We start from the raw sequence: 12,214 nt of genomic DNA, 5'->3' as shown, positions 1-12,214 counted from the left end.
ATGTGATTTAAGCGGCTTCAACCTCCAGCAAGCTGAATTCGCCGCCCTGCGGATCGCGGATGGTGGCCGGCCCCCCGCCGGAGCCGTCATCCGGTTCCACCAGGACCTCGCCGCCCGAATCCCTGACGGCCTGCACGGCGGCACTGAGGTCCGCCACGCCAAAGTAGATCTGCCAGCCAGCCGGTCCCTCGTCCGGCGCCACCCCGGCCACTTCCGTGCCGTCCACCAACAGCGTGCTGTAGGTGCCGCCGTCCTCCTGCGGGTACTCCGTGACTTCATGCCCGAAAAGGTGCTGGAAGAATCCGATGGCGGCCTGAGGCTCAGGGGTGAGCAGCTCGGCCCAGGACAGGGCACCGGGCCCGTTGTACCGTCCTGACCCGCGGTGCGTTCCGGCCTGCCACACTCCGGTGGTGCCGCCGCCCGGCGGGTCCACGAACACCATGACGCCGGTGTCCCCCACCGCTTCCGGGCCGAACTGCACGGCACCGCCGGCATGGACTGCTTCGCTGGCTATGCTGCGCGCGTCCTCCGCGGCCAGGTAGACGTTCCACCGGGCAGCCGAACCGGGTGCCTGCATGGGGCTCTGCGGTGCGATGGTGGCCACCACGTCGTCGCCCAGGAAGGCCATCGCGTAGCTGCGGCCGTCCGGAGTTGGGTGGTCCTCGAAACGCCACCCGAACACCGCTGCATAGAACGTTTTGGCGGCCTCGACGTCCGGCGTCTGAACGTCAGCCCAGCACGGGGCACCCTGCGGGTAGGTGTTCACAGTTGGCATGGGACCTACCGTACACGGAGGCCCAGAAGAAGCCCCGGCCGCCGTGCACGCAGCTTCCGGTGTCTGTGCCCGGGAATCGGATTGGGAATCCGGGAGGGCTGCAGAGCCAGCGGAAAGAATGACGACGACGGAAAGGCCCGCGGGCACGCACTGTGAAGAGGCGTGCCCGAACGGGCCTTGTGACCGAGGTCAGCAGTAATGGTGCTGCAAAAGAATTGTTCAGCGGCGGCGACTAGCCGATGCGACGGTTATCAACCTCGTCGTCATCATCTTCCAAATCATCCGCGTACTTATCCACATAAGCCGAATAGTCCGGTTCTACCGGCTCATTGGCGTAATGGCTCGTTACACGACTGCCCGGGCCCGTCAGCTCCCGCTGAAGTGCCGAGTAGTCAGTGTTCGGGGAGTAGTACTTGATATCCCGAGCCTGCTTGGTAGCTTTTGCCTTTTGACGGCCGCGCCCCATGGCGTGACCCCCTTTTGTACTTGGACCGGAGGTGGTCACCTTGGCGATCGGTGAGGCCCCGGAATGTTTGGTCAATTTGTCGTACACCTAGATTACATGCTTTCTGCGGCAACTGCTTGCCGCCCGACGCGCTCCCACGGGTGTTTGGGATACCATCCCCGGGTCCGCCCGCGGGATTCCGGGTTTTTTCTTCGGTAGAGTCGCTTCAGGCAGCTGCCAAAACCGTTCGGACGGCCGGTTTTGCAGCACTGACGCGACGACAACGCAGGAGGATGCAGCCGTGAACCCCCAAGACGTCCCGCCGAAGCCAGCCTCCCCGCCAACGGCCGGCATCCCCCGGGTAGACGCCGCCCCCGCCCCGGCCTCCGTGACGTGGCCGCAGCATGCCGAAACCGGCCCCTCGACCTCCGGAGCCTCCGAATCCGCCCCATCCGGTGCCACCGCATCGCACCGGGCACACCGGGCAAAGGCCCTGTGGAAGGCGCTCTTCGCCGTCGTGCTCATTGCCGTGGTGGGCGGCCTCGTGTGGCTGGCCCTCTGGCTTAATTCGGGCGCAGCGTCACCGGAGGCCCAGGGAGGGCAGGCTGGAGTCCTGGAAACCACACCCACGCCGAGGGCGACGCCGCTGCCGCTGCCCAGGGAGGGCGTCAAGCCTGCCGACTATGCCGTGGGCGACTGCTTCAAGGACTTTGATCCGGAATCGCTGGCCTCAACCGCGGTGCCCTGCGACACGGGCCATTCCGCGCAGCTGGTTGGCGTCTTCCGCTATCCCGCAGGTGAGCGCTACCCCGGCGCCGAAACGCTGAAGGCCAAGGCCCTGGAGATCTGCCAGGCCACCAGGCTGGGTCCGGCCGCCAACAACTTCCAGCTCAACTACCAGCGCAGCTTCCCCAGCAGCACCAGCTGGGACGCCGGGGACCGCAGGGCGGACTGTTATGTGACGGCCCCGAACGGCAACGTCATCAACGCGAGCGTGCTGCCCTGACAGTTGCCTGCCAGGACAGCACGCTTAGGAGTCCGCTAATCCTTCCGGCGCACCGACAGCCCGGCTGACCGGGCACCGGTGAGGGCGTCCACGTTGCCGTTGGTGAGTTCGTCCGGATCGGCCGCGGTGTCCACGAGCACGGTGTCGCCGTCAACGATGTCACCGGCAAGGATGGCCCTGGCCAGCCGGTCGCCGATCTCCCGCTGGACCAGGCGGCGCAGCGGCCGTGCGCCATATGCGGGATCGAAACCGGAGAGGGCCAACCATGCCTTGGCCCCGTCCGTGACGTCAAGGGTGAGCCGGCGATCATGGAGGCGCCGGCCCAGCTCGTCCACGTGCAGTTCGACGATGTGGCCGAGCTCCTCCACCGTGAGGGCATCGAACAGGACCACCTCATCCAGGCGGTTCAGGAACTCCGGCTTGAAGGACGCGTTCACCGTGGCCATCACGGCGTTCCGCTTGGCCTCGGCATCCAGGGCCTGGTCCACCAGGAACTGGCTGCCCAGATTGGACGTCAGCACCAGGATGACGTTGCGGAAGTCCACGGTGCGGCCCTGGCCGTCGGTGAGCCGGCCGTCGTCGAGCACCTGGAGCAGGATGTCGAACACCTCGGGGTGCGCCTTCTCCACCTCGTCCAGCAGCACCACGGAGTACGGACGGCGGCGGACGGCCTCGGTGAGCTGGCCGCCCTCTTCGTAGCCGACGTATCCGGGAGGGGCGCCCACCAGGCGTGATACGGAGTGCTTCTCGCCGTACTCGGACATGTCGATGCGCACCATGGCACGCTCGTCATCGAACAGGAAGTCCGCCAGGGCCTTGGCCAGCTCGGTCTTGCCCACGCCGGTGGGACCCAGGAACAGGAAGGAACCGGTGGGCCGGTTGGGATCGCTGATCCCGGCACGCGCACGGCGAACGGCATCCGATACGGCAGCGACGGCCTTGGCCTGCCCGATCAGCCGCCGGCCCAGCTCCTCCTCCATGTGCAGCAGCTTCTGGCTCTCGCCCTGCAGCATGCGCCCGGCGGGGATGCCGGTCCAGGCGGAGATGACCTCGGCGATGTCATCGGCGGTCACCTGTTCGGCCACCATCTGGGATGACTTGTCTGTCACGGCAGCCTCGGCCTCGGCTGCGGCGGTGAGCTCGCGTTCCAGGGCGGGAATCTCGCCGTACAGCACGCGGGAGGCGGTTTCGAGGTCTCCTTCGCGGGCGGCCTTCTCATACGCGCCGCGCAATTCGTCCAGCTTGGCCTTCAGGTCGCCCACCCGGTTGAGGCCGGCTTTCTCGGCCTCCCAGCGGGCATTGAGCCCGTTGAGTTCCTCCTCGCGGTCAGCCTTGTCAGCCCGCAGCGCGGCGAGCCGCTCCACGGAGGCGGCATCCTTCTCGTCCTGAAGGGCCAATTCCTCCATGGTGAGCCGGTCCACCAGCCGCTGGAGCTGGTCGATCTCCTCCGGAGCGGAATCGATCTCCATGCGCAGCCGGGACGCGGCCTCGTCCACGAGGTCAATGGCCTTGTCCGGAAGCTGCCGCCCGGAGATGTAGCGGTTGGAGAGGGTGGCGGCGGCCACGAGTGCGGAGTCCGCGATGGCGACCTTGTGGTGCGCCTCGTAGCGTTCCTTCAGGCCACGGAGGATGCCGATGGTGTCCTCGACGCTGGGCTCCCCCACATAGACCTGCTGGAAGCGGCGTTCCAGGGCGGGATCCTTTTCGATGTTCTCGCGGTATTCATCCAGGGTGGTGGCGCCGATCAGCCGGAGCTCCCCGCGGGCCAGCATGGGCTTGAGCATGTTGCCGGCATCCATGGAGGAGTCGCCGGTAGCGCCCGCGCCCACCACGGTGTGGATCTCATCGATGAAGGTGACGATCTGGCCTTCGGAATTCTTGATCTCCTCGAGCACGGCCTTGAGCCGCTCCTCGAATTCGCCGCGGTACTTGGCGCCGGCCACCATGGACGCCAGGTCCAGGGCGATCAGGGTCTTGCCGCGGAGGCTTTCGGGGACGTCGCCGGCCACGATGCGCTGGGCAAGTCCTTCCACAACGGCGGTCTTGCCCACGCCGGGCTCGCCGATGATCACCGGGTTGTTCTTGGTGCGGCGGCTCAGCACCTGGACGATGCGGCGGATTTCCGTGTCGCGCCCGATCACCGGGTCCAGCTTGCCGGAGCGGGCCATGGCCGTGAGGTCGGTGCCGAACTTTTCCAACGACTGGAAGGTGTTCTCCGGGTCCGGGCTGGTGACCTTGCGGTCGCCGCGGACGCCGGGCAGGGCGGCCACCAGGGCTTCGTGGGAGGCGCCGGCTTCGCGGAGGAGGCGCCCGACGGCGTCACTTCCGGAAGAGAGTCCCAGCAGCAGGACTTCGGTTGACACGAAGGTGTCGCCGAGGCGCTCGGCCTCCTCCTTCGCACTCTGGATGGCCTGCAGTGCAGTGCGGGAAAGCTGGGCCTGCTGGGAAGATCCACCCGAAGCCGAAGGAAGGGACTTGATGGCGCTGCTGGCGTGGACACTGACTGCGTCCGGTTCTGCGCCGGTGGCGCGGAGCAGCGCCACGGCCACACCCTCGCGCTGGTCCATCAGCGCTTTGAGGATATGGGCGGGTTCCACCTGCGGGTTACCGGCCGTTGAGGCGTTCATGGCGGCAGCCGAAAGAGCCTCCTGGCTCTTGGTGGTGAATTTGACGTCCAAAGAGGGCTCCTTTCAGGGGCGTTTTCTTTAGGTTGAGTGTACTACGCTCAACTTTGAAAAACGCAGTCCTTTGGCCCTGTTTTCCCACAGCGAACCTTCGGCGCTTCCCGGCGGGACATGCAAAACCGGCGGGCGGCTCCCCCAACAAGCCATCCGCCGGACGGCCGGTTCCCGCGGCATCCCCCGGGAACCGGCACCGCCCGCCCCCCTACCGGGACGGGCGGAAGTCGCGAAGACCGGAACTCAGGAGGCACCCACCCCTGAGACGCTGGTGATCCAGCTGAGGTTGCGGGACACGGACGCATGGTCGTTGTAGTACCTGGTGAAGCTGGACGGGTTGGGGCTGGGCAGGATGCTTGACGTCGACAGGACACCTACCAGCTTGCCGCTGACGATGAGCGGGCCGCCGGAGTCGCCACCCAGGGTGTGCCCGCTTTGGGACTGCGTCCGGACGGAGGCTCCGCCGTAGGTGTCCGTGCCCTGGCCGGCCACGGTGACGTCCGCCGCCTTGAGGTTGTAGGACATGGTGCCCGCGCCCTCGGTCTGGTCGCCCCAGCCGTACACCTTGGCCGGAGCCCCAATGGCGGGGAATGAGCTGGAGAGCCCTACGTAGGAGCCGTAATGGGGGGTGGACAGTTTCAGCAGCAGGACATCCCCGGTGCTGGAGGCATAGCGGCCGGCCACGGTCTTCACGGTGCCGCCGGCCTCCAGGTAGGTGGACCCCAGCCGGACAGACTGCAGGGAGGCCGAATTGCAGTGCTTGGCCGTGATCACCCAGCTGGCCGAGATTTGGCTGCCGGTGCATCCTACGTTGGTACCGGTGGCATCGAAGGAGATCTGCGCTGCATAGGGGGCTGCGGAAATGGTGGTGGTGCTGCCGCCGGCAATGTCGGGGCTTGCCGTGTCACCGCCCGTTGCGGGTGCGGCCTGTGCGGGCAGCGGGCCCATGAGCGCAGCAGTCGCGGCAACGGCGGCAAGGATTCTGGCGATTTTCACAGCGGTGGCTCCTTCGCAAGGGACCCCGCACCGCTGCCGGTTGAGGCGCGGACGGGGTCGGTTCCGGTTGATGGGCGGAGGCGATGGCCTGCCGCCCATCCGAACGGTACCGGAACATTGTTAAGCTTGTCACTGACTTTGACAAAACGTGTAAATGAGTTTGTAAATCAAGTCGCGTAGATGGAAACCGCAGCGGACTTGATCACGAAGTGGGCCCGGATCCCGGGGGCCAGGCCCAGCTCTGCCGAGGCTGCGGGAGTGATGTCCGCGGCCAGGCCGCCTCCCCGCACCCGGATCTGGTCTCCATGGGGCTCCAGCTCGGTGACCTGCACGGGGAAGGAATTGCGGGGGCTTCCGTGTGCGTCCGTCAGGAACACGGACACGGCCGACGGCGGAAACACGGCCGCGCCAAGCAGCCCGGCGGCGCCTGCCTGGCCCGCTTCGCCCGGTTCCTCCAGGTGCCCGGCGATCTCCAGGTCAGGAGCGATGCCCTGCCCGCCGGCTGTCCGGATTCCGGAAGCCGTCAGCGTGCCTGTGACGAAGTTGAGCCCGGCCAGGCCGGCTGCGAACGGGTTGCGCGGCCGTTCCAGCACTTGGCGGGTGGGTCCGTCCTCCGCGATGCGCCCATTCTCAAGGACCACCACACGGTCCGCCAGCACCAGCGCATCCAGAACGTCGTGGGTGACGATGATGGCCGGCCGGTCCGCGAGCACCCGTTTCAGCAGCCGCCGCAGCAGCGGAGCCGAATGGATGTCCAGGGCCGCCATGGGCTCGTCCAGCAGGAGGAGGCCCGGGTCCGCAGCGAGGGCACGGGCCACGGCGACGCGCTGCGCCTGGCCGCCGGACAGCCCGGCTGGGCGGCGGCCGGCCAGGGCTTCAGCCTCCACTTCGGCCAGCCACTGCAGGGCGCGTTCCTTTGCCTTGCGTGGGGGGACGCCGGCGCTCCGGGGCCCGAAGGCCACATTGTCCGCCGCCGTGAGGTGCGGAAAGAGCAGGGGTTCCTGGGCCAGGAGTGCGGTTCCGCGGCCGTGCGGCGGCGTCCACTGATGGATCCCGGATCCCAGGTGGAACAGCGTCCGGCCATTGAGCTCGGCCCTCCCGGTGTCCGGCCGGACCAGGCCCGCGATGGTGGACAGCAAGGTGGATTTGCCCGCGCCGTTGGGCCCCATCACCGCCACGGTTTCGGTGGGCCCCAGCGCGAGGGACACGTCGAAATCCCGCTGGGCCACGGCAGCCTGGAACGAAAAGCTCACCGGACCCTCCCGCCCGCGGCACCCGCCGTCGTCGGGCGCCGGGAAGAACCGCCCCATGGTGCCGGACCTTGGCGCTGCAGTCCGCCGGGGCGGCCGTAGGCAAGTGCCACCACCGCTACCGCGACAGCCACCAGGACGAGTGACAGGGCGACGGCGGCGTCAGGATCGGTTTCGCGCTGGAGGTAGATTTCCAGCGGCAGGGTGCGGGTGACGCCTTGGAGGCTGCCGGCGAAGGTGAGGGTGGCGCCGAATTCGCCCAGGCTGCGGGCAAACGACAGCACGGCTCCGGAGGCCAGCCCGGGAAGGATCAGCGGGAGGGTGACGCGGCGGAACACGACGCCCGGCGGTGCGCCGAGGGTGGCGGCCACGGCCTCGTACTTCTGCCCGCCGATCCTCAGCGCCCCCTCCAGGCTGACCACCAGGAACGGCAGTGCCACGAAGGTTTGTGCAAGGACCACGGCGGTGGTGGAGAAAGCGATCTGGATTCCCAGGACCTGCAGGGCGCCGCCCAGGAGTCCCTGCCGGCCGAAGGTGTAGAGCAGCGCAAGGCCACCCACCACAGGCGGCAGCACCAGCGGCAGCAGCACGAGGGAGCGGAGCAGCCGCTGGAAGGGGAAGCTGCCGCGGGCCAGGACGAGAGCGAGGGGGACGCCGAGAACGATGCACAGGAGCGTGCTCGCGGCCGACGTGCGCAGGCTCAGGCCCAGGGCGTCAAGCGCGGACTCCGAGGTAACCAAGGGGATGAAGTTTGCCCAGTTGACCCGGGCCACGATGGCTACAAGGGGCAGGACCACCACCAGGGCTGACAGGACAGCGAGTCCGGAAACCCACCGCGGGATGCCGGTATACGGCTGCCGCGCCCGGAGCTTCATTGTCCGCCCGCGCCGAACCCGGCTTTGGCGAGAACCTGCTGGCCGTCTGATCCCAGCACGAGGTTGATGAAGGCCTTGGCGGCTTCCTGGTTCTTTGCCCCGGACAGGGCTGCGATGGGATAGCTGTTGACGGCCGCTCCGGCCTCCGGGAACGGGATGCTGTCCACCCTGCCCCCGGCTAATTTGACGTCCGTGACGTACACCAGGCCGGCATCGGCTTCTCCGGAGGTGACCTTGCCCAGGACGTCGGTCACCGCGTTTTCCTCGCTGACCGGGCGGAGGGTGACCCCTGCCTTGTCCGCCACCGTGGCGGCGGCCGCGCCGCAGGGCACCTGCTTGGCGCAGGTCACCAGCCGGAGGCCGTCCCTGGCGAGATCCTGGAACCCGGTGACACGTGCGGGGTTTCCGGCCGGGACTGCTATGGCCAGGGTGTTGGTCGCGAAAACCCGGGGCTCGCCCTCGGCCAGGCCCGCCAGGGTGACTTTGTCCATGTTTTTGGTATCCGCGGAGGCAAATACGTCTGGGGGGGCGCCCTGGGTGATCTGGGTGGCGAGGTCGGAGGAGCCGGCGAAGCTCAGGCTGACGCGGGTGCCGGGATGCTGCGCTTCGAAAGTCTCCGCCAACTCGGTGAAACTCGACTTGAGCGACGCCGCGGCGAAGACGGTCAGGGTTGTGGCGGCATCGTCGGATGAGGTGCCAGCGCTGCCCGCCGGTGCGCTGCTGCCGGCGCATCCGGCCAGCCCAGCCGCCAGCACCAGGGCGGCGACGGCCGTCGTGACGCCTCGTTTCATGCTGTTCCCTTCCCCTGCGGGGTTTCGATGATGACGGTGGTGGCCTTGACTACGGCCGTGGCCACCGAGCCCAGTTCGAGCCCCAGGTCCCGGACGGCTTCGCTGCTCATCAGGGAAACCACGCGGAAGGGGCCGCACTGGAGCTCCACCTGGGCCATGACCGTGTCTGCCGTAATGCCGGTCACCAGCCCCACGAACCTGTTGCGCGCCGAACTTCCGGTCCGGTGCGGGTCGCCGGGAAGCTGGGCGAGTTTTTGGGCGTGCCGGGCGAGCTCCAGGCCGTCTACTGCCAGCCGGCCGGACTCGTCCCTGAGGGCCGTGAGGGAACCGTTGTCCGTCCAGCGCCGCACCGTATCGTCACTGACGCCGAGGAAGCGTGCGGCCTCGGAAACGCGAATGAGGGTCATGCGCCAATATTAGTTCGTATTTGCGGACCAGATTACAGATTCTTTCCGCAATCCAATTGTGACTGCAGCGCTGTTTCCTGCGGGTGTCGTACTGCCGGGCGGCGGCGGGGCGGCGGCGGGGCGGCGGCACTACACTTCCTGCATGGCCATTTACCTGGACCCGCCTTTGTGGCCTGCCCACGGAACACACTTCTCGCACCTGGTGTCAGACGCGTCGCTGGACGAGCTGCATGCCTTTGCCGGGGCGGCGGGCATCCCGGAACGGGCGTTCGACGGCGACCACTACGATGTGCCGGAGCGCCGTTTTGACGATCTGGTGGCTGCCGGCGCCGTGCCCGTTGAGGCACGCGTCCTGGTGCGGAAACTGATCGCCAGCGGCCTGCGGATCCCGGCGCGGCAGCGCAACAAGTCCCTCAAGGTGCCGCTGCTGAACCGGTGGAACACCATCATGGCCGGCCATGATGCCCTGTTCCTGGACCTGCTGGACCGCTGGAGCGAGCCGCACCGGCACTATCACGGCTGCACCCACCTGCTCTCGGTCCTCGAGGCGCTGGACCTGCTGACGGAGCCTGCCGAACCTCCACGCACGGTGCTGCTGGCCGCCTGGTTCCATGACGCCGTCTACCGCGGAATCGCGGAACAGGACGAGGAAGAATCGGCGCGCCTGGCCGAGGACCGGCTGGCGGAGGCCGGGCTCGCCGAAGCGGAGGTGGAGGAGGTCGCCCGGCTGGTGCGCCTGACCTCTGACCACCGGCCGGAACCGGGGGACGACGGCGGCGCCCTCCTCTGCGACGCGGACCTTTCCGTCCTTGGCGGGGAACCGGACCAGTACGCGCGCTACGTTGCAGCCGTGCGCAAGGACTATGCGCACATCGGTGACACCGACTTCGCCGCCGGCCGTGCCGCCGTCGTACGCCATCTGCTCGAACTGGACCCGCTGTTCCACAGCCCCCGCGCGAAGGTGCTGTGGGAGGACTCCGCGCACCGCAACCTGAAGGGCGAACTGGCATGAACGCACCGGGCTCGAACCCGCGGCACACCAGGACGGCGAATGCCGCGCACTGGCAGCTTCCCTACACGGTCCGCCTGGAGTGGGGACCGGACGCAGCCGCCATCACATCCGGTGCCGACCTTGCCGTGGTGGTGGACGTCCTGTCCTTCACCACCTGTGTGAGCGTGGCGCTGGACCGCGGCGCGGAGGTGCTCCCCTACCCGTGGAAGGACACCGGCGCCGAGGACTTCGCCGCCCACCACGGTGCACAGCTTGCCGGTCCGCGCGACGGCGGCGGGCTGAGCCTGTCCCCCGCCAGCCTGCGCGCCGCGGACTCCCTGGGCCGGGTGGTGCTCCCGTCCCCCAACGGCTCGGCTCTCTGCCATGAACTGGCCGGCCACGTTCCGCTGGTGGCCGCGGTGTCCCTCCGCAACGCGGCGGCAACGGCCGACTGGGTGGCCGCGAACCTGCCGGAGGACGCCGTGATCGCCGTGATCGCCGCGGGCGAGCGCTGGCACGACGGAACCCTGCGCCCCGCCGTGGAGGACCAGATCGGTGCCGGCGCCTTCATCGCGGGCCTGGCGGCCACGGGCAGGGGCGGCTACGACGCGGATGAAGGCAGGGATGGCCGGCACGGATACTCACCCGAAGCCGTGGCGGCGATGGCGGTCTATGAGGCTGCCGAGCCGCGGTTGCGGGAGATGCTGCACGGCTGCGCCAGCGGCAGGGAGCTGGCGGGCGCCGGCTACGCCGCGGATGTGGACATCGCCGCTGAATTGGACGACAGCGACGCCGTGGCCATCCTGGCGGACGGGGTATTCCGGCGCAGGTGAGGAATGTTATTGCTTAAGGCTGGCTACTGCGTGAACTGCTGCACGGCACCTGGTATGAAGCCCAAAGTGTTGATCAGCGCCAACGAGGCAATCCCATAGCCAATCATCAGGGCAGCAATTGCCAGCAGCTTCCCCCGTTCACCCCTGAGGCGAATTTGGTTCAAGGCAACGTGCCCGGCACCCACCGCAAACACGGCAAGAACGGCCACCCCAAAAATCCACAGCCCAGATGCAGCCAGGACAGCCAAAACCATGGCCGCAACAGCCAGTTTGTTCAGTTGATGTGTTGCCGTGTGCGTCGGCCCCGTCGATGCGCTCATCCTGGTCCCCCAACCTAAGGTATGCATGCGAGTCTAACTGGAGCCATCGCCGCACCTCAGGACCAGTATCCTGGCCGTACTTGGAAAGCCGAAAAGTGGGGGCATGATGGACGCCGACTGGAGCTTTAGGACAGACGACAGCAATGCACGTTACCTCGTCCCATCCGACGAAGTGCGCCTGCCCGTTGAGAAGGCCGCCAAGGAACTGCGCGAGGCCATGGAATCGTGCAGAAGAGCCGCCGTCGATCTCGGCGCCGTTATCCGCGCTTCAAGCCAGGCTGGGTATGGAACGGGATGGATCCTGGAGGCAGCAGGCCTCGACAGCGCAGATCTGGAACGAGTCCTTCGCGGCGAAGAACTCTTCTGAAGAATTTCTGGCACATCAGAGTGGCCCGGATCGAAGACCTCCCGGTCATCACGACCAGAGCCGGGATTTAGCGGTAGGTGCTCACGAACGGAGTGCTGGTGGGCACGATCTGCTTGCCCAGCGGCATCAGCGACACCGGGATGAGCTTCAGGTTGGCGATGGCCAGGGGGATGCCGATGATGGTGAGGGCCATCGCGATCGCGGTGGCCACATGACCGATCGCGATCCAGATGCCGGCCACCAACAGCCAGATCACGTTGCCCAGCAGGGCGAACGGCCCGTTGCCGCCCGGCTTGTCCACCACCATCTGCCCGAACGGCCACAGCGCATAGGCCCCGATCCGGAACGAGGCGATGCCCCACGGAATGGTCACGATCAGCAGGCAGCAGATGACCCCTGCCGCGAAGTAGCCCAGGGCCAGCCAGAAGCCGCCGAATACCAGCCAGATGATGTTGAGCAGTGTCTTCATGCATCCATTGT

At 67.5% G+C, this 12,214-nt stretch carries 14 protein-coding genes; 4 read left to right on the top strand and 10 right to left on the bottom strand.

What is annotated here, in order from left to right; all coding sequences use genetic code 11:
- Positions 1-7: 7 nt before the first annotated feature.
- A complete protein-coding gene (locus tag OVA06_RS01075; RefSeq protein WP_268155685.1) occupies positions 8-775 on the bottom strand; it encodes a VOC family protein in 768 nt (255 codons plus the stop codon).
- 232 nt (positions 776-1,007) lie between these two features.
- Positions 1,008-1,241, bottom strand: coding sequence for a DUF3073 domain-containing protein (locus OVA06_RS01070; protein ID WP_015938627.1), 234 nt, complete (start codon positions 1,239-1,241; stop codon positions 1,008-1,010).
- Between the two features lie 280 nt (positions 1,242-1,521).
- Here OVA06_RS01070 and OVA06_RS01065 point away from each other — a divergent pair, with 280 nt between their 5' ends.
- Positions 1,522-2,226, top strand: coding sequence for a septum formation family protein (locus tag OVA06_RS01065; RefSeq protein ID WP_268155684.1), 705 nt, complete (start codon positions 1,522-1,524; stop codon positions 2,224-2,226).
- A gap of 35 nt (positions 2,227-2,261) precedes the next feature.
- Here the strand turns inward: OVA06_RS01065 and clpB are convergent, their stop codons facing one another.
- From clpB to OVA06_RS01035, 6 genes are all read right to left on the bottom strand, one after another.
- Positions 2,262-4,904 (bottom strand): ATP-dependent chaperone ClpB, encoded by a 2,643-nt coding sequence (clpB, locus tag OVA06_RS01060; protein ID WP_268155682.1) that lies wholly within the window; start codon positions 4,902-4,904, stop codon positions 2,262-2,264.
- Between the two features lie 243 nt (positions 4,905-5,147).
- Positions 5,148-5,900 (bottom strand): S1 family peptidase, encoded by a 753-nt coding sequence (locus tag OVA06_RS01055; RefSeq protein WP_056080977.1) that lies wholly within the window; start codon positions 5,898-5,900, stop codon positions 5,148-5,150.
- A gap of 167 nt (positions 5,901-6,067) precedes the next feature.
- Positions 6,068-7,153 (bottom strand): sulfate/molybdate ABC transporter ATP-binding protein, encoded by a 1,086-nt coding sequence (locus OVA06_RS01050; RefSeq protein ID WP_268155681.1) that lies wholly within the window; start codon positions 7,151-7,153, stop codon positions 6,068-6,070.
- The gene (locus OVA06_RS01045; protein ID WP_268155679.1) at positions 7,150-8,025 is read right to left on the bottom strand and encodes an ABC transporter permease; all 876 of its coding nucleotides are present in this window, start codon (positions 8,023-8,025) and stop codon (positions 7,150-7,152) included. The genes OVA06_RS01050 and OVA06_RS01045 overlap by 4 nt, the downstream gene beginning before the upstream one ends.
- Complete coding sequence (gene modA / locus OVA06_RS01040) at positions 8,022-8,816, bottom strand: molybdate ABC transporter substrate-binding protein (protein WP_268155677.1); 795 nt, start codon at positions 8,814-8,816, stop codon at positions 8,022-8,024. Before modA ends, OVA06_RS01045 begins: the two co-directional genes overlap by 4 nt.
- Positions 8,813-9,223, bottom strand: coding sequence for a TOBE domain-containing protein (locus OVA06_RS01035; protein WP_268155675.1), 411 nt, complete (start codon positions 9,221-9,223; stop codon positions 8,813-8,815). The genes modA and OVA06_RS01035 overlap by 4 nt, the downstream gene beginning before the upstream one ends.
- 142 nt (positions 9,224-9,365) lie before the next feature.
- Between OVA06_RS01035 and OVA06_RS01030 the strand changes: the two genes are divergently transcribed.
- Positions 9,366-10,235 carry a DUF4031 domain-containing protein gene (locus tag OVA06_RS01030; protein ID WP_268155673.1) on the top strand — a complete coding sequence of 290 codons (870 nt, stop codon included), beginning with the start codon at positions 9,366-9,368 and terminating at the stop codon, positions 10,233-10,235.
- Positions 10,232-11,047, top strand: coding sequence for a 2-phosphosulfolactate phosphatase (locus tag OVA06_RS01025; RefSeq protein ID WP_268155671.1), 816 nt, complete (start codon positions 10,232-10,234; stop codon positions 11,045-11,047). The genes OVA06_RS01030 and OVA06_RS01025 overlap by 4 nt, the downstream gene beginning before the upstream one ends.
- 23 nt (positions 11,048-11,070) lie before the next feature.
- Here OVA06_RS01025 and OVA06_RS01020 read toward each other — a convergent pair whose 3' ends face one another.
- Complete coding sequence (locus OVA06_RS01020) at positions 11,071-11,367, bottom strand: DUF4190 domain-containing protein (RefSeq protein WP_162239822.1); 297 nt, start codon at positions 11,365-11,367, stop codon at positions 11,071-11,073.
- Between the two features lie 103 nt (positions 11,368-11,470).
- On the opposite strand from OVA06_RS01020, the gene OVA06_RS01015 reads away from it, so the two are divergent.
- Positions 11,471-11,734 (top strand): hypothetical protein, encoded by a 264-nt coding sequence (locus tag OVA06_RS01015; protein WP_268155666.1) that lies wholly within the window; start codon positions 11,471-11,473, stop codon positions 11,732-11,734.
- A 67-nt stretch (positions 11,735-11,801) separates the two neighbouring features.
- Here the strand turns inward: OVA06_RS01015 and OVA06_RS01010 are convergent, their stop codons facing one another.
- A complete protein-coding gene (locus tag OVA06_RS01010; RefSeq protein ID WP_056081005.1) occupies positions 11,802-12,203 on the bottom strand; it encodes a YccF domain-containing protein in 402 nt (133 codons plus the stop codon).
- Between the last annotated feature and the right edge of the window lie 11 nt (positions 12,204-12,214).

The sequence above is a fragment of the Pseudarthrobacter sp. SL88 genome (genome assembly GCF_026672455.1).
Lineage (GTDB): Bacteria > Actinomycetota > Actinomycetes > Actinomycetales > Micrococcaceae > Arthrobacter.
The sequence above is the reverse complement of the archived record's forward strand: the minus strand, read 5'-3'. Positions and strand labels throughout refer to the sequence as shown.